General features: G+C 62.6%; 21 protein-coding genes. 9 read left to right on the top strand and 12 right to left on the bottom strand.

Annotated features, from left to right (window positions below; genetic code table 11):
- Window positions 1-6 precede the first annotated feature (6 nt).
- From AC6H4Z_RS02765 to AC6H4Z_RS02780, 4 genes are all read right to left on the bottom strand, one after another.
- Window positions 7-594, bottom strand: a complete 588-nt coding sequence (locus AC6H4Z_RS02765) for a YcnI family copper-binding membrane protein (RefSeq protein ID WP_497545210.1) — start codon at window positions 592-594, stop codon at window positions 7-9.
- The gene (locus AC6H4Z_RS02770; RefSeq protein WP_497545211.1) at window positions 591-1,886 is read right to left on the bottom strand and encodes a copper resistance CopC/CopD family protein; all 1,296 of its coding nucleotides are present in this window, start codon (window positions 1,884-1,886) and stop codon (window positions 591-593) included. Before AC6H4Z_RS02770 ends, AC6H4Z_RS02765 begins: the two co-directional genes overlap by 4 nt.
- 3 nt (window positions 1,887-1,889) lie before the next feature.
- Entirely contained in the window at window positions 1,890-4,169 is a 2,280-nt protein-coding gene (locus AC6H4Z_RS02775) for a TonB-dependent receptor (protein ID WP_497545212.1), read from the bottom strand.
- Between the two features lie 231 nt (window positions 4,170-4,400).
- A complete protein-coding gene (locus AC6H4Z_RS02780) occupies window positions 4,401-4,754 on the bottom strand; it encodes a hypothetical protein (protein WP_497545213.1) in 354 nt (117 codons plus the stop codon).
- 240 nt (window positions 4,755-4,994) lie between these two features.
- On the opposite strand from AC6H4Z_RS02780, the gene AC6H4Z_RS02785 reads away from it, so the two are divergent.
- Together AC6H4Z_RS02785 and AC6H4Z_RS02790 are read left to right on the top strand one after the other, a co-directional pair.
- Complete coding sequence (locus AC6H4Z_RS02785; protein WP_497545214.1) at window positions 4,995-5,423, top strand: response regulator; 429 nt, start codon at window positions 4,995-4,997, stop codon at window positions 5,421-5,423.
- 37 nt (window positions 5,424-5,460) lie between these two features.
- Window positions 5,461-5,955 (top strand): hypothetical protein, encoded by a 495-nt coding sequence (locus tag AC6H4Z_RS02790; RefSeq protein ID WP_497545215.1) that lies wholly within the window; start codon window positions 5,461-5,463, stop codon window positions 5,953-5,955.
- 479 nt (window positions 5,956-6,434) lie between these two features.
- On the opposite strand, the gene AC6H4Z_RS02795 is transcribed toward AC6H4Z_RS02790, so the two are convergent.
- Genes AC6H4Z_RS02795 through AC6H4Z_RS02805 form a run of 3 tightly spaced genes read right to left on the bottom strand, consistent with a single transcriptional unit; the run spans window position 6,435 to window position 8,955 of the window.
- Window positions 6,435-7,496 (bottom strand): dihydrodipicolinate synthase family protein, encoded by a 1,062-nt coding sequence (locus AC6H4Z_RS02795; RefSeq protein WP_497545216.1) that lies wholly within the window; start codon window positions 7,494-7,496, stop codon window positions 6,435-6,437.
- Window positions 7,483-8,487 carry an NAD-dependent epimerase/dehydratase family protein gene (locus AC6H4Z_RS02800; RefSeq protein ID WP_497545217.1) on the bottom strand — a complete coding sequence of 335 codons (1,005 nt, stop codon included), beginning with the start codon at window positions 8,485-8,487 and terminating at the stop codon, window positions 7,483-7,485. Before AC6H4Z_RS02800 ends, AC6H4Z_RS02795 begins: the two co-directional genes overlap by 14 nt.
- Window positions 8,488-8,505: 18 nt before the next feature.
- Entirely contained in the window at window positions 8,506-8,955 is a 450-nt protein-coding gene (locus AC6H4Z_RS02805) for a SufE family protein (protein WP_497545218.1), read from the bottom strand.
- Between the two features lie 75 nt (window positions 8,956-9,030).
- Here AC6H4Z_RS02805 and AC6H4Z_RS02810 point away from each other — a divergent pair, with 75 nt between their 5' ends.
- The 6 genes from AC6H4Z_RS02810 (at window position 9,031) to AC6H4Z_RS02835 (ending at window position 13,550) form a co-directional block, all read left to right on the top strand.
- Window positions 9,031-9,456 carry an OsmC family peroxiredoxin gene (locus tag AC6H4Z_RS02810; protein WP_497545219.1) on the top strand — a complete coding sequence of 142 codons (426 nt, stop codon included), beginning with the start codon at window positions 9,031-9,033 and terminating at the stop codon, window positions 9,454-9,456.
- Entirely contained in the window at window positions 9,456-10,421 is a 966-nt protein-coding gene (locus AC6H4Z_RS02815) for an HlyD family secretion protein (protein ID WP_497545220.1), read from the top strand. The genes AC6H4Z_RS02810 and AC6H4Z_RS02815 overlap by 1 nt, the downstream gene beginning before the upstream one ends.
- The gene (gene ccmA / locus AC6H4Z_RS02820) at window positions 10,418-11,164 is read left to right on the top strand and encodes a heme ABC exporter ATP-binding protein CcmA (RefSeq protein ID WP_497545221.1); all 747 of its coding nucleotides are present in this window, start codon (window positions 10,418-10,420) and stop codon (window positions 11,162-11,164) included. The genes AC6H4Z_RS02815 and ccmA overlap by 4 nt, the downstream gene beginning before the upstream one ends.
- Complete coding sequence (locus AC6H4Z_RS02825) at window positions 11,161-12,273, top strand: ABC transporter permease (protein WP_497545222.1); 1,113 nt, start codon at window positions 11,161-11,163, stop codon at window positions 12,271-12,273. The genes ccmA and AC6H4Z_RS02825 overlap by 4 nt, the downstream gene beginning before the upstream one ends.
- A gap of 101 nt (window positions 12,274-12,374) precedes the next feature.
- Window positions 12,375-12,755, top strand: coding sequence for a cupin domain-containing protein (locus tag AC6H4Z_RS02830; protein ID WP_497545223.1), 381 nt, complete (start codon window positions 12,375-12,377; stop codon window positions 12,753-12,755).
- A gap of 3 nt (window positions 12,756-12,758) precedes the next feature.
- Window positions 12,759-13,550, top strand: coding sequence for an SDR family oxidoreductase (locus AC6H4Z_RS02835; protein ID WP_497545224.1), 792 nt, complete (start codon window positions 12,759-12,761; stop codon window positions 13,548-13,550).
- A 74-nt stretch (window positions 13,551-13,624) separates the two neighbouring features.
- On the opposite strand, the gene AC6H4Z_RS02840 is transcribed toward AC6H4Z_RS02835, so the two are convergent.
- The 5 genes from AC6H4Z_RS02840 to AC6H4Z_RS02860 form a co-directional block, all read right to left on the bottom strand.
- Complete coding sequence (locus AC6H4Z_RS02840; protein ID WP_497545225.1) at window positions 13,625-14,728, bottom strand: mechanosensitive ion channel family protein; 1,104 nt, start codon at window positions 14,726-14,728, stop codon at window positions 13,625-13,627.
- A gap of 40 nt (window positions 14,729-14,768) precedes the next feature.
- On the bottom strand, window positions 14,769-16,274 hold the full coding sequence (locus tag AC6H4Z_RS02845) for a RecQ family ATP-dependent DNA helicase (RefSeq protein ID WP_497545226.1): 1,506 nt from the start codon (window positions 16,272-16,274) through the stop codon (window positions 14,769-14,771).
- A gap of 76 nt (window positions 16,275-16,350) precedes the next feature.
- Entirely contained in the window at window positions 16,351-17,943 is a 1,593-nt protein-coding gene (locus AC6H4Z_RS02850) for a glycosyltransferase family 39 protein (protein ID WP_497545227.1), read from the bottom strand.
- A gap of 106 nt (window positions 17,944-18,049) precedes the next feature.
- On the bottom strand, window positions 18,050-18,517 hold the full coding sequence (locus AC6H4Z_RS02855) for an Hsp20/alpha crystallin family protein (protein ID WP_497545228.1): 468 nt from the start codon (window positions 18,515-18,517) through the stop codon (window positions 18,050-18,052).
- Between the two features lie 650 nt (window positions 18,518-19,167).
- Window positions 19,168-19,650 carry a hypothetical protein gene (locus AC6H4Z_RS02860; RefSeq protein WP_497545229.1) on the bottom strand — a complete coding sequence of 161 codons (483 nt, stop codon included), beginning with the start codon at window positions 19,648-19,650 and terminating at the stop codon, window positions 19,168-19,170.
- Between the two features lie 18 nt (window positions 19,651-19,668).
- Here AC6H4Z_RS02860 and AC6H4Z_RS02865 point away from each other — a divergent pair, with 18 nt between their 5' ends.
- Complete coding sequence (locus AC6H4Z_RS02865; protein ID WP_497545230.1) at window positions 19,669-20,826, top strand: THUMP domain-containing class I SAM-dependent RNA methyltransferase; 1,158 nt, start codon at window positions 19,669-19,671, stop codon at window positions 20,824-20,826.
- Window positions 20,827-21,125: the final 299 nt, after the last annotated feature.

The following is a 21,125-nucleotide window of genomic DNA, read 5'->3' on the forward strand; positions in this document are numbered from 1 at the left end:
TTTGTTCTACTTCGCCTTCGGTCGCAGCGCCAAACCAAGACTGACAACCGCGAGCGCCAACGCCGCGATCGCGATGCCGTTGGTTCCGCCGCCGCCAGAACTACCGGTTGCCGCGGCTCCCGCCGCGGGCGCTGCCGCAAGTTTCGTCACCGATGCGGGACGCTTCGAGCCTTCAGGTCCCGTCCACTCGGCCTTCTCACCGTCGGCGTAGAGTTGAATGACTGGCCACGTGATTGATTCGCCAGTCTTTGGATTCGCCGCAACAAACGGGAATTCGATGAAGCGCTCCGGCGGCAGGCTTCCAGTCCATACCGCACCAATGATGCGCTGCGCAGTGTCGCGCGTGACTTCGAGGTTCCAGCCCGCAACGTCAGCGAACGAGCTGACCTTTACCTCGGCCGGAAACACGATCTCGACGCGCGTGGTCGGGACCTTCCGCTCGTTCGGGACGCGAATGACATAACGCTCATACGAGCCAGTCGTCGACGCCCTGGGATACACGACCGCGTGAGCGAGGCCGAGCGCGTAGACCACCAGCGTTAGCGCAGTCGTGACGCCAGCGACGCGCAGCGCGCGGTGTGATTGACGGTTCATGGTTCGGATTCCGATGAAGTGAGTTGCGCCTTTTGCGCGACGGGCGGCGAGACATACCCGAGCAGGCCGCCGAGTAGAATGACCAGCCACAAGACCGCGAGCTCGGCGCGGAGAGACGAGAGAAATGACGTCGTTCGCGCGCTATTGGAGTGCGAGAGCGCCGGCACGACGCGAAAGCGATGGTACGCGCCGAATGCGATCAAGACGAGCAGCCCCGCGACTTTGGCGAGAACGACAAACCCGTAATTCGAACGCAGCGCACCGAGCGACGGAATCAGAAGCAGCGTCTGCACGATTCCCGACGCTGTGAGCACGACAACCGCCCACAGCGCGATCGACGATACCAAGCGCGCTTCGCGGGTGAAACGAGCCGCATCATTTCGCTCGCGGACGATCAGCCACAGCAGGCCACCGATCCACGCCGCGAGAGCGAGGAGATGCAGCGCCTTCGCTGGAATCGCCACCATCGGATCGAAGGCATTCGAATGACCGATGGCGGAACTGACGAGAATCGGCAGCACTGACAACACGAGCGCGAGCGCCGGACGGCGCGCGAGTGCAAGTGCCCACAGCGGTGGCAACGCGAGCAGCGCGCGCCATAGCTCCATGCGGCCAACGTTCGTGCTGAAGGCGGACGTGATCCACGCGATGTCGATGCGGTGCTCGGGCGCGACGTTCAGTGCCCACGCGACAAGATGGCCGCACAGGAACAACGGCGTGGCAATCGATAACCAGATCGCCAAGCGCATCGGTCGCTGATCGAAATTCGAGCCGAACGTGACGACGAGAAACAGCACACCGCACAACGCTGCGAGGGACCCGATGCCGAGACCGCGCAGCACGGCGGGAATGAGCGGCGCACCAACGAGCGACGGTCCCCAAACGGATTCCGCGCGTTCCGCCTGTGCCTCTGACGGGGCTGCGGTCGCAGTGCCCACCGTGAAGATGAAGCTCCCGCCAACCGGATGACCATCTTCCGAGACGACGTGCCAGATCAGTCGTACCGTTCCCGAACCGATGTCACCGGGCGGCGCGATGAGCACGTGCACGTCGTGCGGATCGTTCGCGATCGTCAGAGGAATACTTCGCCCATCGGCGCGCACGATCGAAACGTGCGCGACCGCGGGTTCGACTGGCTCGCTGAACTCGAGGCGCACGCTCGCCGGTGTCGCAGCGAGCGTGCTATTCGCCGCGGGCTGCGACGAGACGAGGCTGACATGAGCACTGGCGACGGCGTAGAACCTCAGCACGGCCGCCAGTGCGATTGCGCCCGCGAGCGCGAGACGTCTCACGATTTACAGAGAAAATTTCAGGTTCGCCACAAAGGTGCGCTGTGGGAACGGATGGAACAGGAAGTATTTCCGATTGAGCAAGTTGTCGACGCCAACGCCTGCCGACCAGTTACGATTCAACCGGTAATTCGCACGCGTGTCCATCACGAACCACTCGGCGAAGCCCTGATACGTGTTGTAGTTCACGTCGGCGTTGTCGAGCGTCGTGTACAACTTGCTGCTATATCGGCCCGCGAGGTTGAACGTGAGCGCGTCGCTCGGCCGGTACGTGCTCGTGAAAGCAAGACGCCACTCGGGAATGTTCGGGAGACGCTTGCCGATGGCCGCATCCGGAGCCGCCGTCGCATTGGCGCGGCCGGACATAGCAAGTGTCTTGGCGTCGACGTACGTGATCGTACCGGTGAGATCCAGTCCGCGGATCGGGAGGTTGCTCGTGCCGAGTAGAAGTTCGGCGCCGCGGGCGCGGACGTGGTCGACGTTCGAGACGAAGGAATACAGCGTCGTGGAGTTCGAAACGAGCGGCAGGAACTGCGAGATGATCGCGTCGTGCACGTCATCCTGGAACACCGATAGCTGCACGCTGCCGCGATCGAAGCGACGCTCGGCGCGCAGTTCCGACGCGAGCACGTTGTCCGGCTTGAGATCCGGATTCGGCGACGTGAACGTCGTGCCCGTGGAGACGAGCTGATAGAGCTCCGACGCCGTGGCGAAGCGATATGCCTTGCCGACGGAACCGGTGACGGTCCATTCGGGATTCGGCGTCCAGGCCAGCACGGCCTTGGGCGAGAACTTCGAGCCAGTGACCGTGGGCTGCGTGACCTTGGTCGTGCCACTGACGTTGTAGCCGTCAAAGCCTTTCCAGTTCTCATAACGACCGCCGACGGTGAGCTTGAGCTCAGGCGTCATCCACCAGCCGTCCTGAATCCAGAGCGCGCGCGTCTCAGTCTTGCCGTCGCCTTCGGTGAAGACGCCGGTGTAGGAGCTGCCAGTCGTCCAATCGGTGGTGTTGAAGGTCGTGTTGGCGAGCTTGTACAGATCGTCGTGCGCGCCGAAGCTGATCGTGTGCGCGGGACCGAGCGGACGCCACGTCGCCTTCGCGTCGAACGTGTACCAGCCGGTGCCACTGAGCACCGCGACGCGTCCCGGCGCGGCGAAGCTCGTGCCGCTCGCCGACGCGGTGGTCGGCGTGCGCTGCTTGTCCGTGTCGAACGAGTACTGTGTGCCGACGACTTCGAAGTCCCAGTTGCCACGGTTATCGCTGCGAATCGACAAGCTCTGCGCGTGGTGATCCTGCTGCAGGTTGTAGTAGCCGCTCGCGAACGACGCCTGGCCGGCGTACGTCGCCTGCCCTGAGGCGCTCGTATACGGATCGACGCTCGCATCCGCGTCGTTCTTCCAATAGCCGAATGTGTACGCGGCGCGAATCTTCGGAGTGAAATCGTACGCCGCTTTGAACTTTGCGTTCGCCATTTCCGTGTGCAGCAATCCTGTGGCGCCAAGCACGTCGGCCGTTGCGCCGAGCTTGTTGCGATCGGCGTAGCCGCCAGTGGTGCCGGTCGGGAAAGCCGTCGCGGTCGCGTAGCTCAGCGGCTGGCTATGACTGTTCTGATAGTTGCCGCTCGCCCAGAACGCGAACTTGCCAAAGCGATCGCCCATGTCGACGGTCGTCTGCGTCGTACCGTACGTCTTGTCGGTTCCGTAGAGCGAGAACGTCTGGAGCGCCTGCGTCTGATTGATCGAGCCTTCGAACTTCTCGGGGAGTCGCGTTGTGATTTCGACGACCGCGCCCATGGAGTTCCCAGCGTACGCGGCCGAGAAGGGTCCCATCATCATGTCGATGCGGGCGACTTCGGCGGGCGACACGAGGCCCCAGCGCGGACCGCCGATCGTGTTGTTGTTCGCGATCAGCGCCGTGAGCGGAACGCCGTCGGCGAAGATCAGGCTGCGGGCGCTAGAGCCCGTGCCCCAGACGCGCGTGGCGAGCGTTGCCTGTGTGTCGCCGTTGTTGCGCTTCCGCAGGAAAACGCTCGGCATGTACTTGAGCGCGTCCTCGGTATCGAGGAGGTTGACCGTCTCCTCGACCTTACGCGCCGTGATGCTGGCGGTGAGCGGGAGCGTGCTCATTTGAAGCGGCGAGGTCCGGACTTCGTCGGGACGCTCGGCGGTGATCTGAACGCCCGTGAGTTTGACTGCCGTATCGGGCTTTGGTGGCGTCGGTGCGGCCTGACCAAAGAGGGTCTGGCCAACGAGCAACGCGGTGGTTGCGACAAAGAGAGTCTTCATTGTATCGCTACGTCGGCTCCGCAAACGGCGGGGCGGTGGCCGATCGAATTCCGTGTGTGAGTGGTCGCGTGGGGCGCCGGCGGAGGCCTGGCGCAGGGAATCGCTGGGATTCGACGCGACTTTCACGCTATCTACGGGGCCCTGAGGGCCGACTCACGGACGAAGCGCCGCGGCGTGAAGCCGCAGCAACGACACTCGAGTTGTAGAGACTCGCGAGAGAGACGCGCCGCGCTAGGCGCGCGGCGGTCCGGTGTTGTAAGGGCGCGAGTATGCCGGCGCCGGGCGTGGAAGCGCGGCCGCTTCGACGGGCGCGCTCGCCGCGGTGTACGTCGCGACGACGATCGACGTGACCGACGCCGAGAAGCTCGGGGTGACGGCAGCGCTGCCGGTGCAGCATCCAATGCACGAGCAGTTGTGCTGATGGCCAGGCGTCGAATCGTGGCTCGAGGCCGGGGCGTTGCCAACGTGGTGGGCGGAATGCGAAGCGTCGCCGGCCGCGTGGTGTGCGACAGAGGCCTGGGCGGCGGAGTTGGCAGCTGCCGACGCGACCGCAACCGAGCCGTGCGTCGGGCACGGCTGCAGCATGCTCGGCTCCCCAACGATCAGGGGCAGCCAGAGGGTCAGTAGGGTCGCGAGCGGCCTAAACCACCAAGTCCTGCGCATGTCTATGAAAATGGGGCAACGGTACCGGCGATTCCAGAGCGAATCCATACCTTTTTCCGGCACAAAGATGCCGGCGCCGATTAACCCGCTGTCTTGACGTTCAGTTCGCCTGTATGCTTGTTATACGCGGGTGTTTATCGATCCGATTCATCGAGGATGTCCATGCAGCCCGGTTCGAACAGCATCCTACTCGTTGAAGACAACGAAGACAACCGGATCATCTACGCGACCGCGCTGCGGTACGCGGGGTACGAGGTCTTCGAGGCGATCACCGGCACCGAAGGGGTCCATCAGGCGCGGGCCAATCGCCCCGATCTGATCCTCATGGACATCTCTGTCCCCGAGCTCGATGGCTGGGAAGCGACGGCAATCCTCAAGGCCGATCCGTCGACGAAGCACATTCCGGTCATCGCGGTGACGGCACACGCGCTTCCAGGCGACCAGGAGCGAAGCCTCGCGGCCGGATGCGACGGCTATCTGGCCAAGCCAATTCCGCCGGCGGCGTTGCTCGCCGAAGTGGATCGGCGCTTTGGTCGTCTGACGCCGTCGTACACGGCGATCAAGCCGGTCGACGCTGCACCGCCGGCCTGAGCGAGCTATCGATTGCTGCGCGCTGTAGCTTTCGCGCGTGCCGATCGTTCCGTTCTCCGCGCTTCCTGATTCCGCGCGCCTCTGGGTTTTCGCGAGCGACCAGCCGATTGTCGGCGCCGTCGCCGAATCCGTGCTTGCCTCGGTCGACCGCTACCTCGCCGATTGGCGCGCCCACGGCGTGCCGCTTCGCTCGGCGCGTGATTGGCGTGACGATCGATTCCTGGCCGTTGCCGTGGATGTCACGGACGAAAATGCGTCCGGCTGCTCGATCGATGGCCTGTTCCGAACGCTTCAGCAGCTCGAGCGCTCGATCGGCACTCGACTCGTGGGCGGCGGTCGCGTGTTTTATCGCACCGATTCGACGATCGAGACTGTCTCGCGCGATGAGCTCCTCGAACGCGTGAAGAACGGCGCGCTCACACGTGAGACTCCAGTGTTCGACACGAGCGTGGTGACGGCCGCGGATTGGCGAGCAAAGTTTGAACGTCCGGCGGGGGATACGTGGGTGTCTGGCCTGTTCGCTCGGACGTAGACGGCTCGGGCACGAATGGGACGAATCAGAACGAATCGAATCGAGCCCTGGTCTAACGATCTCTCGCCGAGGGTCGAGGGGATTCCAAGGCGCTCCAACAGCAAGATTGGGCGAAACGGCCGGATCTCTCGGAAACCGCCGGATGAACGACGCGGAATCAACAAGAGATCGATTCGACGATTCCTGTTTCAATTGTCCCTGGCTTTCGCGAGAGACGCGCTGTCCCGATCGTGATCCGGCCGTTTCCGCAAATCCGGCCGTTTCCGTTCGCTGAATTCCTACGCGATTGCCCTCCAAGGAGTACCCGTATCCGGCGTGATCGCATCGGGATGCAGTCGACCGGCGATACGAATGGGAGAAATCACACGAATCGAACCGTGCGCCGACACGGCGGTGCACGGTTCGATAATTCTAAGGATTCGATTCGTCGGTTATTCGAGTGATTCGTGTCAAAGTCGTTGTTGTTCCGCGGACCGAGGCTATATCAGCCCCGCGTCCGTGACTTCCGGATAACTTCGCTCGACACGCGCAATTTCCTCGGCTTGGCCAGGCGAGAGTTCTTCCTGCGGATCGAGACACCATGTGCCGTCGAGCAGACCTTGGCGACGAAGCACCTCGTGCACTCCAGGAATGCAGCCGGCGAATCCATGCGCAACGTCGAACACGGCACCGTTTGCATCGGTGAGTGCGGCGCCGTGCGAGAGTAGCGTCGGTTCGAACTCACCCGTGACGCGCGCGACTTTGAGCGCGGCGAACATCGACACAGCGGCGCGCGTCCACACGGCCCACTGGCCGAGCAGACCACCATCGATCCAGCGCACCTTCGTCGTACCGCCAACGGTAACCGGAAAGGGCGTGAGGAGATCGGCGACGATGTTGTCATCGTTGCCAGTGTACAGGGCGATGTCGTCGCGGCCCGCTTCAACCACGGCGCGTACGACGTCGATGGTCTGATACCGATTGAACGGCGCAATCTTGATCGCCCACACGTTCGGTATCTCGGCGAACTCGCGCCAGAAACGGTGCGATAGTACGCGTCCACCAACCGCCGGTTGTAAGTAGAAGCCGAAGAGCGGAATCACTTCGGCGATCACACGGCAATGATCGAGGATCTCGTCTTCGGATTCGATGCGCCATGCGCCAAAGCTGAGAAGCCCAGCGTGATAGCCGAGTTCGAAGGCGAGTTCCGCTTCGGAGCGCGCCTGTGCGGTGTGGCCGCACACGCCGGCGATCATGGCGAAGGGTCGCGGTGCGTCGGCGAGTTGTGTCTGCGCCTCGTCCATCGCGAGCTCGAGTACCGGGCGATACAGCCCGACCGACGAATCACGAATCGCGAACTGCGTCGTGTGTACGCCGACGGCGATGCCGCCCGCGCCTGAATGGAAGTAGTAGGATGTGAGGCCGCGCTGCCGTCGCTCGTCGAGCGAGCGCTGCGCGTTCAGGGCGAGCGGATGTGCGGGAATGACCTGGCCTTCGCGAATATGCTCGCGAATGCTGTGTTCGTGGATTGGCGGTTCCTCGGTCGCGCTAGAACTGACCATCTCGCGCCTCAAACTTCGTCGGCTTTCCGAGCAGCACGCCGTCGTTCTCGACCCAGGTCGCAACCAAGTCGAGGAGTCGCTCTGTATTCACTTCCGGTGGCGCAAAGTTCGACCGCATGCGACTCGTGTCGCTCAGCAACGCGTCTGCGCGTTCGCTGCCGGAAAACTTCGGCGCAACGGAGAAGCGATTGCCAAACCATTCGGCGATCGCGCGAACAGAGAGCTGTTCGGTGCCCGTCAGATTCAGGATGAACGGCGGCGTCGCCGTTTTGGGCAAACACTCGAGCGCGATTCGATTCGCGTCGCCCTGCCAGATCACGTTCACGTAGCCCATGTCGAGCGCCACTAAGCTACCGCTCTTGACCTTCGTCGCAATGTCCACGAGCGCGCCGTAACGCAGGTCGATCGCGTAGTTGAGTCTGACAATCGCGACGCGCGTGTGGTGTCGTTCAGCATACAACTCGAAGACGCGCTCACGGCCGACGCACGATGCCGCGTATTCGCCAATTGGACCGAGCACATCTGTTTCCTTGGAGCCACTCGACGACGTTGGCGTGAGCGAATACACATTGCCCGTCGAGAACGCGACGATGCGAGAATCGCGGTAGCGTTCGGCGCAGTTGGCGGGGACGAGCGTGTTCATCGCCCAGGTCATCGCCGGCGCGCCGGTCGTTCCGAACTTCTGCCCCGCCATGAAGATGACGTTCGGCGCGTCCGGGAGTTGAGCTACGGAGTCTCGGTCCAGCAAGTCGGCGCTGAGCGTTTGAACGCCCGCCTGCTCGAGCGCGGATCGCGCCGCGGTGGACGACCAACGCGACACCGCCATGACTCGCCGACCGGGGCCGGCCGCCCGAGCAGCCATCCGGGCGAGCGTCGGGCCCATCTTTCCGCCAGCACCCAGAACCATGATGTCGCCCGGGCATTCCGCGAGCGCCGCGATGGTTTCCTTCCGCGGGGCCGACAGCAGGTCGTCGAGCTCTGCTTCGTTCATGATACTTGCTGAGGTTCCTTACGAGATCGAGGCGTTACGTGCGTGCTGTTTGATGCGCGAGACCATCGCATTCAACCCGACCTCTCGGCCCGAGAGACCAATGCCTTCCATGAGCTGCTGCACGAAGTCGTCGGGAATGGCGAGAGTCGTTTCAGCGGGCTGATCGTTGATCGCCGAGAAGAGAATTGCAAGAAATGCCGCGATGGTCGGCGACTGCCGAACGTTGAGATCGGCGTAGAAGTGAACTTTTCCGTCGCGGGATTCAGGAAAGAGATCGACGCGAGTTTGGCACTCGGGAACCGCGAAGGCGCCACGATCGAGACTGGCGAAACGCTCCGGAATTGGCTCCAGCTTTTTGGAATAGTGAACGAGTGCCTGCATTTTTTCTTCACGCCCCATCGCTCGAAAGCGCGCGAGTACGCGAGCGATCGATGGCGGGAGTTGTCCAGAAGACGTCGAGTCGTTCATCGTTTGAGATTCAATTGAGCGATGTTACAGGCGTCAAGTCATCAATCACGAGCACAGAACGGAGCAACGAAAGCAATGCCGACACGCAGCGCGAGTGCGAAATGGGAAGGTGGTCTGAAGGGTGGTCGCGGGTCGTTCAGCGGTCAGACGGGACTCAGTGGCCAGTACAGTTTCAGCTCGCGCTTCGAGAACGGCGAAGGCTCGAACCCGGAAGAGTTGTTGGCGGCCGCGGAAGCTGCGTGCTTCAGCATGGCGCTGAGCGGCGCGCTGGAAAAGAATGGAACACCCGCAACCACCATCGATACGAAGGCCCAGTGCACGATCGAAAAGGTAGGCGAAGGTTTTTCGATCACGAAGATGCAGCTTGACGTTCGGGCCAATGTGGCGAACGTTGACGACGCGACCTTTCAACGCATTGCCGCTGAGACCAAGGTAGGATGCCCGGTTTCCAGGGCGCTCAAGGGCAATGTGGACCTGCAGGTGACCGCAACCCTGACCTAGTGACCGTTCGCTTTTCCCTCCTCGCGCTCGTCCTGATCGCCGCCTGTCGGTCCGCGCCCTCGAACACCATTCAGGGCACGGGCTCGCTGGAGTTGACTGAAGTCGACGTCTCTCCGCTGGTATTGGCACGCGTGACCAAGGTGTGGCGTCAGGAGGGAGAGCGTGTTCAGGTGGGCGATACGCTGCTGACGCTCACGCAGCCGGCGCTTCCATCTGACATTGCCGCGCGTCGTGCTGCCGTTGCCGTCGCCGAGGCGCAGCTACGAGACCTCGTCGCCGGTCCGCGCGCGGCGGAGGTGCAGCAAGCGGAGGCCAACCTGCGAGCGGCCGAGGCGGAGGCCCTTCGCACGGCGGACGATCTCGAACGAATCGCGCCCCTCGCCGGAAAGGGTACGGTGAGCAAGCAGCAGGGCGACGCGGCGCGTGCCGCGGCGCGTTCGGCGGCTGGTCGCCGAGACGAGGCGCGCGAGCAACTGCGTCTCGTGCGCGAGGGTGCGCGTCCGCAGGCGATTGCCGCGGCGCGCGCGCAGGTCGAATCGGCAAAGGCGTCGCTCAACGGAATCGTACAGACGGCGCGGGACCTCACGCTACGCGCCTCGGTGTCGGGAACCGTGTTGAGTCGGCACGTCGAACCCGGTGAAGTACTGTCACCAGGCATTTCCGGTATGACAATCGGCGACGACACGCGGCCGTTCGTGCGCATCTACGTCAATCAAGTCGCGTTTCCGCAGGTGCACGTTGGAGACACGGCGTCTGTCGTGCTCGACGCGTTTCCCGATCGACCGTTCAAGGGAACGGTCGTGGCAGTCGCGGACCGCGCGGAGTTTACGCCGCGCGTCGCGCTGACGCGTGACGAGCGCGCCGATCTGATGTTCGGCGTAAAGGTACAGCTCGTGGATGCGACAACGACGCTGAAAGCGGGGCTCCCAGCCACCGTGACGATCTTGCCCGTCGCAAAGAGATGACGGCGCCGGTCGCGGACGTCGCAGTTCGCGCCGAGAAGCTGCGCAAGACGTTCGGCTCGTTCGTGGCGGTGGAGGGGTTGGATCTCGACGTTCACCGCGGCGAAGTCTTCGGACTACTAGGTCCCAACGGCTCCGGAAAAACGACGACGATTCGCATGTTGTGCGGTCTGCTCGAGCCGACGTCTGGTACGGCGACAGTCGCGGGCTTCGACGTCACTCGCGAGCCGGAAAAGGTGAAGCGCAACATCGGGTACATGTCGCAGAAGTACGGCTTGTACGACGACCTCACCGTCGTCGAGAACATTCGCTTTTACGCGACCGTGTACGGTTTACATGGCGCCGAGCGTACGAAGCGAATCGAGGAGTTGCTCGACGAGTTGCATTTGCGCGCGCGTGCGCAGCAGAAGGCGGGAACGCTGAGCGGCGGTTGGAAGCAACGGCTGGCATTGGCAACGGCGACGGCCCACCATCCGCCGGTGCTATTTCTCGACGAGCCAACGGCGGGCGTCGATCCCGCGTCGCGGCGCGAGTTCTGGCTGCGGATTCACGCCCTTGCTGCGAGCGGCACGACGATCCTGGTCACGACGCACTACATGGACGAAGCGTCGCAGTGCAAGCGCCTCGCGTTTCTGTCGCGTGGACATCTGATCGCGGTTGGAACGCCGGAGGATGTGCTCAAGCAGTTCGGTCAGCCGACGATCGAAGACGTGTTCATCGAGCTTCAGAAAAAGGACGAGCGATGAAGTCCACCTTCTGGCCGATGCTCTGGAAGGAATTCATCCAGATGCGCCGGGACAAGTTCACGCTCGCGATGATGATCGGCATTCCGTCGATCCAGCTCGCCTTGTTCGGCTATGCGATTCGCACGGAAGTGAAGCACGTGCCGATGGTGGTGATGGATGAATCGCGCAGCATGGAGAGTCGATCGCTCGTGAACGTGCTAGTGAACACGGCGAACTTCGACGTCGTTGGGTCAGTGTCGTCGCGCGAGGAGATTCGGTCGCGCATCGAGAGCGGCCGTGCGCATGCGGCGCTGGTGATTCCGCCCGAATACGTATCAGATCTCAAACGTGGGCGAGGGGCGCAGGCACAGCTCATCGTCGATGCGGCTGATCCGCTGTCGTCGCAGTCCGCGATCGGTGCGGCGGGTCTTGCGTCGAGCGTGGTGGCGCAATCGCTCGCGCCACGCGGCACCGGCGACCTCACCGTGCCGATGGAGATTCGTGTGCGGCCATGGTACAACCCCGATCTCAAGAGCTCGGTGTTCATTGTGCCTGGCATCATCGGTGTCCTGCTGGCGATGATGCTCATTCTCATCACGAGCATGGCCATCGTTCGAGAACGAGAGCGGGGCACGCTCGAGCAACTCGTCGTCACGCCAATCACGAAAACGAGCCTCATGCTCGGCAAGATCGTGCCGTTCATGGTCGTTGGTTACGTACAAATGACCGTGATTCTCGTGCTCGGAAAAGTGCTGTTCGACATTCCGATTCGTGGAAGCTTGCCGCTCCTGTACGCGCTGACGATGGCGTATATCGTCGCGAATCTCGCGCTGGGATTGTTGGTGTCGACCGTGACGAAGACGCAGGTGCAGGCAATGCAGCTGAGCTTCTTTCTGATCATGCCGAACATTCTGCTCTCGGGGTTCATGTTTCCTCGAGACGCGATGCCGGCGCCGGCGCAGTGGCTGGGAGCGGCGCTGCCGCTGACGTACTATCTCGGCATTCTGCGCGGGATCTTGCTCAAGGGAATCGGGATCACAGAGCTGTGGCGGGAGACTCTCACGCTCTGCGCGTTTGCCGTGGGGCTGATCCTGCTCAGCGTGCGCCGGTTCAGCAAAACGATTGGATGAACGGGAGCGCGGGCGGCGTGAGGCGGACCTGACCGGCGTCTGACGAATTGGTCAGATTCCACGTACGTTTCTCAGCTCGACACCTTTTTCCCCTGCGCCATATGCCAGAAACCACTGAACGATCCTGCACCTGGTACTCGTGGGACCAGATGCCGCGTGAGACCGTCTCGCCAATGCTCGACCGCCGACTCATCACGGGCGACCGGATGATGATCGCGCACGTGTATCTCAAGAAGGGATGCATCGTGCCGAAACATTCGCACGAGAACGAGCAGATCACGTACATCCTCGAGGGCGCGCTCAAGTTCCATCTTGGTGAAGACCAAAAGGAAGAGCGAATCGTGCGCGCCGGCGAGGTGTTGGTCATTCCGTCGAACGTACCGCACATGGCGGAAGCGCTCGAAGACACGCTCGACGTCGACATCTTCGATCCGCCGCGTCAGGATTGGCTGAACAAGACCGATTCGTACCTCCGGAAATAACGAATGGATCTCGGTCTTGGCGGGAAAGTCGCCCTGGTCGCGGCAGCGAGCCGAGGACTGGGGCGAGCGATCGCGTTCGAATTGGCGAACGAAGGCGCGAAGGTGGTGATGTGCGCGCGTGGCGCCGACGCCCTGGAAGCAGCGCGCAGTGAGATCGCGTCGCAGACAGGCGCGGACGTTCGTGCGGTCGTCGCGGATCTGTCCGTCCGTGAGCAGATCGATCTCGTCGCGCGTGCGGCGCTCGATGCGCACGGTCGCGTCGACGTGCTGGTGACGAACGCCGGTGGCCCGCCCGCCGGCGTGTTCGAGAAGCACGAGTGGGATACGTGGGAACGCGCCGTGAATCTCACGCTTCGCAGTGCGGTGGAGCTGACGCGCGCCGTGTTGCCCGGAATGCGCGAACGAAAGTGGGGGCGCATCATCAACGTCACGTCGATCACGGTTAAGCAGCCGGTCGACAACTTGATTCTTTCGAACAGCATTCGCGCCGCGGTGACTGGCTTTGCGCGCACGCTCGCCAATGAAGCGGCGACGGATGGAATCACCGTGAACAACATTCTGCCCGGGTACACGCGGACGGAGCGCGTCGAGCAACTCGCGGATTCAACGGCCGCGAAAGAAGGCGTCAATCGCGGTGACATTCTCGCCCGATTCGAGAATGAGATTCCAATGAAGCGACTTGGCGAGCCGAAGGAATTCGCGGCGCTCGCGGCGTTTCTGGCGTCAGAGCGGGCGAGTTATATCACCGGTCAGTCGATTGCCGTCGACGGAGGATGGATCAAGGGACTATTCTAGGCCCTAGGCACTAGAGAATCGGAAAGGGGCGCGGCTAGGCCGCGCCCCTCTTTTTGATGACGACGCTTGGCAAACTAGTCGCCAGATCTTGCTTGATCCTTCGCTCCGGCTCCTTCGTGATAAACAGTACGGCTGGGGAACGCGAACCGCACGTTCTCCTTGGCGAAGCGGCGTAGGACTTCGAGATTGATCGCCTGCTGAATGTCCATGTAGATCTTGTAATCGGGATCGAGCACGTAGTACACGGTCTCGATCCTGATTGCCGATTCGCCAAAGCTCGAGATGTGCGAGCGGTCGAACTTCACCGGACTCTGCGCCGAGACGATCGACTCGACGATTGCCGGCAACTGCGCCAGCACCGCGGTTGGCGTATCGAAGGTCACGTCGAGGTTGAACAGCACGCGCCGCTGATACATCCGGCGGAAATTTCGAAGCCGGCTCTTCAGCAGATCGCCGTTGCCAATGATGATCTGCTCACCGGTGATGCTGCGAATGCGCGTCGTCTTCAGGCCGATGTGCTCGACCGTCCCCGTGATCTGATCGACACCGATCGTGTCGCCGACGTCGAACGGCTTGTCGAACACGATCGCCAACGCAGCGAGCAGGTCGCCGAGGATGTTCTGAACTGCCAGGGCGATGGCGATGCCGCTCACGCCAAGGCCGGTGATCAACGGCGTGATCTCGATCGCGAACACCGACTTGAGTGCGGTGATCGCGATTAGAATCCATAGAAAGACCTTGGCGCCAACGCCCATCGCGGTGATCATCGCGATGCTTGCACGGTCGTTGCTCGCCGTGCGCCGCGCCATGTGCATCTTCACCCAGAACGTCACGGCGGCGCCGCCCCACAGCGCGGCCTGCCATAGCAGAACGAGCTTGGCGCCTGGGTGGAGATACGAATCGAGCTTCGGTAACAACAGCGCCTGCGCGGCGGAATAGATCGCGAGCGCGAACAGCACCCATCGGCGCGTTTCTTTGAGAACGTCGACGAACATGTCGTCGATGTTGTTCGTCGTGCGAGCCGCCAGTGCGCCAATGCGCGAGATGAGCAGCCGACGCAGCAGGACCAATCCGCCAAAGACGATCGTCGCCGTCACCGCCGCCGTGAGCCAGGCGCGGAGCGAGTTGTAGTACCACTGAAGGTCGAGCACGTCGGAGACGAGAGCGGGTGCGGTCATTGGCGAATCGAAGGATCGCTCAATGATAATGAAATCTCTGCTAGGTCGCCGCTTCCGCTTGGGTCTCGATCGAGTCGCCGCGCGCGCGCCGCGAGACGTGAGGCGCCATACAGGCGTCGCAATTGCCGCACTTCCACGCCGGGTCCACGTCCTCGCCGAAGTAGTCGAGAATGAACCGCGTTCGGCACTGCGCGCTCTGGCAGTAGTTGATCATCGCGCGGAGTTTCGCACGGTCCTGAACGCGCCGGTCCTCGTAGTCCGTGAGGTCGGCGCTGAGATCAACGGAGGTGAGGCGATTCTGCAGCCGCTCCCAACTGCCGCCGCGATATTCGCGCACGAGTCCATGCCGTTTGAGCAGCACGAGGACGATGCGCGCCTTGCGTCGCGCAACACCGGCTTTCTCGGATAGATCGTCGATCAGCGCCTTTTCACCGAGCGGCACTTGCTCCAACACGATCGCGACGTGCGCCGCTTCCTCCACATCCGGATACTTGCCACCGAGGAAGTACGACTGCACTCGGCTATCCTCGACTCGGTAGAGCAGCGTGCATGTCGCCGGCAATCCGTCGCGGCCTGCTCGTCCCGCTTCCTGGTAGTACGACTCGACCGATCCAGGAAAGTGATAGTGAATCACGAAGCGCAGGTCGCGCTTGTCAATCCCGAGGCCAAAGGCGTTCGTCGCGATGATCGCCTTGAATTCGTCGGCCATGAAACGGTTCTGCGTGTCCTTGCGATCGCCCGCTGACATCTTGCCGTGGTACAATCCGATCGGAAAGTCTGGCGAAAACTGTTCGTACAGCCGCTCGGCCTCACGCACGGTCGCGACGTACACGACGCCGACGCCCGGGCTTTCTCGCAATAGGGTTGCGAGCTCGGCGTCCTTCGTTGCTTGATTCACGGTGCGTCGCACATCGAAGCGAAGGTTCGATCGCGCGAAGCCCGTGACGGTAATCTGCGGATCGTGCATGCCGAGCTGTCGCGCGATGTCGGCGCGGACGTCGGACGTTGCGGTCGCCGTGAGCGCGAGGACCGGTGGTCTGCCCAGGCGTTTGATGACCGATCCGAGCGTGAGATAGTCGGGACGAAAGTCATGTCCCCACTGGCTGACGCAGTGTGCTTCGTCGATCACGAACAGGCTCACAGTGCGCGTGAGCAATCGCTCGAAGAACTCGCGATCCTTGAAGCGCTCGGGCGTGAGATACAGGATTTCGCCGCCGCCTTCGCGCACGCGGTCGGCCACGTCTCGAGCTTGAGCGTCTGTGAGATGCGAGTGCATGGCCAGCGCGTCGACGCCGTGCGCGGCCAGCTTGTCCTGCTGATCCTTCATCAGCGCGATCAACGGACTGACGACGACCGTCAACCCCGGGAGCATCAGCGCCGGCAACTGGTAAATGAGCGACTTTCCGCTGCCAGTCGGCATGACCACGAGCGCATCTCGTCCGCCGAGTACTGCGTCGATCGGTTCCCACTGGCCTGCGTGAAAGTCTCTATGTCCGAAACGGTCGACGAGAACGCGACGCGCCTTGGTGCGAAGTGTTGGAGGCATCGACACTTCCAAAGGCAGGAACTGGACCGTATGGCACTGGCCAGCCCGGCTGCACTTGGAGGCGCCGCGACCCCTCCTACTTCGTGGCCGAGAGACCGAGGAGCGACCGATCGATCTCGATTCGCGCGTCCTCTTCGTAGAAGGCCAGCGGAATCCGCGAACCTGCAAACTTCATGAGATCCTTGTCGTGGTCGCCGAGGTCGTTGACGATCCACACGCGTTCTTGCTCGAGGCGGGGCGAGTTGACCACGAGGTTCGTGTGTGTCGACCGCTGTGCGTAGTGAACGAAAATCACCGCGGCGGGAACGGGCAGCTTGGCCACGAGATCTCTGAGGCTATGCTCATAGCCCGAGCCGTATTGGCGCTGTGCCCGGCCGTACTGGATGTCGTAGCCGGCGAGAACGACGCATGCCGCGGCGACGGCAATGGTCAGTCGACCAAAGTTGGGGGACGGCTCTCGTGCCGCCAGCCGCGTTCGGCCCCATTCGATGGCTCGCCAGACTCCGAGTGCGGCGAGCACTGAGAGAATTGGAACTGCTTCGAAGTAGTACAGCGTCCACGGCGCCCAGTGGCCGTAGGACAGATACCCAGCGAACAACGCCGCCGAACAAGCCAGCGCGAACAGGACCTCGGCGCCCATCGACGAGAGTCCGAGCAGAACAAACGGCGCGAGCACGACTCGAGCTCCGCGCCATTCCTCGAGCGCGATCGCACGCAATCGTTCATAGGCCGTTGCCGGTAGATTCGCGATTGTGTGCCTCACGTGTTCGCCGTAGAAGCCGCGATACGTGACTTCGTTCACAGGAAGCAGCTTGCGCGCCGGAGGTGTGTTGTCGACGCCAAATCCCGGCTTGTCGTACGGCAAGTAGTCGTGCGTGTACAGGCCCTGCGGCGTGAGGCGCCAGTCGCCGGTGGTTTTCGCGCTCCAGAGGGGGATGATCCCGAGCAGTAGCATGCCAAGCGCGGTCGCCAAACCAAAATCGCGCCACAGTCTGTGACGTACGACGTCACGAATGACGATCACTCCGACCGGCACAGCGAACGCGAGCATTGAGAGCGGCCGCGTGATCGCTCCCCAGCCTATGGCCGCCGCCAGCGCTAGCAACCAGCCCGTGCGACGCGTCTCACGCCATTCGAGAAGCGCCCACCATGAGAGCATCCACATCGCGAGGCTGCTGACTTCCGAGTAGTACGCCGCGCGAAAGCGCACACTGATCGGAGAGCCCAGCCAGATGATCCACGCGAGAAAGGCGACCCAGTTGTTCTTGGCGACTCGTCGTACGAGCAGGAAGAGCAGAGCGCCGGTGAGACCAGACAGCAGCAAGGGCACGAGCGCCGGCACGCCAAAGAGACTGCCGAGGCTCATGAGCAGCGCGTGCCCTGGCGGATATTTCGACGCGACGGCCGGAATGGTCAGCACGTGCGCCTGTTGGAAGAACTCTGCGATCGGCGGTGATGGCGCCGTCCAGTGTCCGGTCGAGAAGATCTGCGACTGGAGGACGTACGAATACTCGTCCTCGATGAGCGGAATTGGACTGATCTCGGCCCAGACATACCACGTGGCAAGGACCGAGATGATCGCGATGATGATCGCGGCCTCTCGGGGGCGATCGGCCAGCGTTCGCAGCGATTGAGGCGTCAGTCGGGGCATCAATAGAAGGACGCCCATCCACCTCGGGCCGATACGCGCCAATCATGATTCAGCAAACGCGGAAGACCGGCTGTCCGCCGCGATGACGGACAGCCGGCCTCGACCTTTCGGAGAGTGCAGTTCGCTAGTTGTTGGAAACCGGCGTCGGAGTTGCCGCGCCCTTGATCTCGATCTTCCGGAGCTGGGCTGCCTGGGCCTTGGGAACCGTGATGGTGAGCAGGCCGTTATTGAACTCTGCGCTGATCTTCTGGCCGTCGACGAACTCGGGCAGTCGAACGGTGCGCTCGAAGTTGCCAGTCACGCGCTCTGCCGCGTAGACGCGAAGCTCGCCTTCCGCGGTCGCGTCGATTGCCGACTTCTTGCTGCCGCGGACGGTCAGCACGTTCTGCTCGAAGCTGATGTCCACCTGCGACGCGTCTACGCCGGGAAGCTCGGCGTACAGGAGATAAGCGTCCTTCTTCTCGACGACGTCGATCGCCGGGACCCAGACGCGCGACTGATTCGACAGCCCGTTCGTGAAGGCGTGGTCGAGGGCGCGGTTGAGCGTGATCATACGATCGAGGGTCGAGTTCAGGGCACGTGTCGTCAACATAGATCTGTTCTCCGTCGTGGCATTTATGGGTTCACCGCCAAACGGCGGTTGCGAGGTGACGGAGAAGAGAAAGGCAGGCACTATACCGACCAAATTCAGTCGAAATGGCAAGAAAATCGGAAAGGGCGGGGAGAAAGCGGCAGGTAGAGCTGACAAAATGGTTCGTTCGGATTTAAGGCGCGGAATGCCAGACGGCGCGGAATGCCAGACGGCGCGGAATGCCAGACGGCGCGGAATGCCAGACGGCGCGGAATGCCAGACGGCGCGGAATGCCAGACGGCGCGGAATGCCGAACGGCGCGGAATGCCGAACGGCGCGGAATGCCGAACGGCGCGGAATGCCGAACGGCGCGGAATGCCGAACGGCGCGGAATGCCGAACGGCGCGGAATGCCAGACGGCGCCGAATGCCAGACGGCGCGAAACGCAGAACGGCGCGCTAACGACGAGGGACGGATCTACGTGGTTGTTAGCCGCTGCCGCGGGCCCCAGTACCGTCGTTCAGCGCGGTCTGGCATTTGGCGCCGTTCGGCATCTTGCGCCGTTTGGCATTCTGCGCCGTTCGGCATTTGGCGTCGTTCGGCATTCCGCGCCGTCTGGCATTCTGCGCCGTTTGGCATTTCGCGTCGTTCGGCATTTCGCGCCGTCTAGCTCATTTTCGCGCGTTTGCTACCGTTGTTTGTAGTGTCTGAACGATTTGACGCATTGGTTGTGGCATCGTTCCGTCGTCTGCGCGAATTGTCTTCACGTTCTCGCCTACCGTCACTTTCAGTACGTATGTCATCATGTCTGCACCGCCCTGCGTGGTGCCGTAGTCATCCTTGAGCGATGAGGGCGATTGCGCGGCGAGAGTCTTCAACAACGTGTCAGTTGCCGCCGAACTGAGCGTGCCCGACGCCGAGTCGAGCGGAGCGCCGCAAGTCTGACTACAGATGTGGCGTTGCGTGTAGACGTAGGCGCGATTGTCCAGTCGCGCGAGGTGATGGACCGATAGCGCGGCGATGCCGCCTTCGGCGGTGAGTTCGACGATCCGGACGTTATACAATCCCGAATCGTCGATCGACGTTACGACGTTCGCGCTGGAACACGCGGCGATCGAAGCGGACAGGGCGAGGACAGCTAGATGATTTCGCATTGACGTTAAGTTGAATCGGTGAAGCCTTCTAGACAGCCCAACCAGATATCGGCATTTGCCGTCACCGCTCCGGGTCTCGAGCAGCTGTGCGCAGACGAACTTCGCGCGCTCGACATCGCCGGAACTCCTGAAGACGGCGGCGTTGCTTGGACCGGAACTCTGGAGTCCGTAGCGCGCGCTAACCTCTGGCTGCGCACCGCGAGTCGCGTGATCGTCCGTCTCGCCGAGTTTCGTGCGACGGCGTTCTTCGAACTCGAATTGCAAGCAAAGCAAATACCGTGGAAGCGATTCGTCGTCGCCGGCGAGCGCGTGGAATTTCGCGTCACGTGTCGCAAATCAAAGCTCTATCACAGCGACGCCGTCGCGCAGCGCTTTGCCGACGCGGTGGCGAGTAAAGTGAAGGGCGTTCTCGTTGGCGAAGGCAAGGAATCCGACGACGAAACGCTATCAGCCTCCGAACGCCAGCTGTTCATCGTGCGCTTCGTGCGCGACGTGTGCACCGTGAGCGTCGACACGTCGGGCGCGCTGCTGCACATGCGCGGCTATCGACAACAGATCGCGAAGGCGCCGCTGCGCGAGACGCTGGCAGCGGCGATCCTACTCGGCTCGGGCTGGAATGGGGACGTGCCGCTCGACGATCCCATGTGTGGCTCGGGTACGATACCGATCGAGGCGGCGCTCATTGCGCGTCGCATCGCGCCGGGCGTTCGCCGCTCGTTCTCCTTCGTGCGTTGGCCAGAGACTGATGAGACGATGTGGAAGTCGCTCGTCGCCGAAGCCAAGGAAGGCGAGTTGCCGCGATCGCCGGTAGCGATTCACGGCGCCGACCGCGACGCCGGCGCGATCGCGGCGGCGCGAGCCAACGCCGAACGCGCGGGCGTACAGGACGACGTGCAGTTCGACGAGCAAGCAATTTCGGCGATGATAGAATCGACGGCGCCGGGACTGATTGCATCGAACCCTCCGTATGGCGTGCGCGTCGGCGAGACGGACGGTTTGCGCAATCTCTACGCGCAGCTCGGGAAGGTCGCGCGCAAGAATCGACCGGGGTGGATGCTGGCCCTACTCGCTGCCGATAAGAAACTCGAGAACCAGGTCCTGCTCGACTTCGACGAGCAATTCCGAACGAAGAACGGCGGCATCCCCGTGCACCTCGTCACCGCCTTGGTCGAGTAGTCTCCAAGCGGGCTCGACTAGATAAAACTGGTCGTTTCGCGGCCGGACCAGGGCTCGGCGATTCCTGCCTACTGCCCCCTGTGTCCGGTTTTTGCATTGATGACATTGCCGCCTCCAAGAAGTGCTGCTGAGTCCGGCATCACTCTTGAAGTAGGGCGAGGACGCACGAGCTGACCTCGCGCGACTGGCGTCGCACGCGCCGCCACGTAGTCACAACCGCACTCTCAATCTCCCGCATCAGGAACACCGCGCCCTTCGTGGGCTGCGGTGAGCCGTCCGCATCGCACCCTTTGGTCAGG

It is taken from the genome of Leucogemmata humicola, from assembly GCF_055379415.1.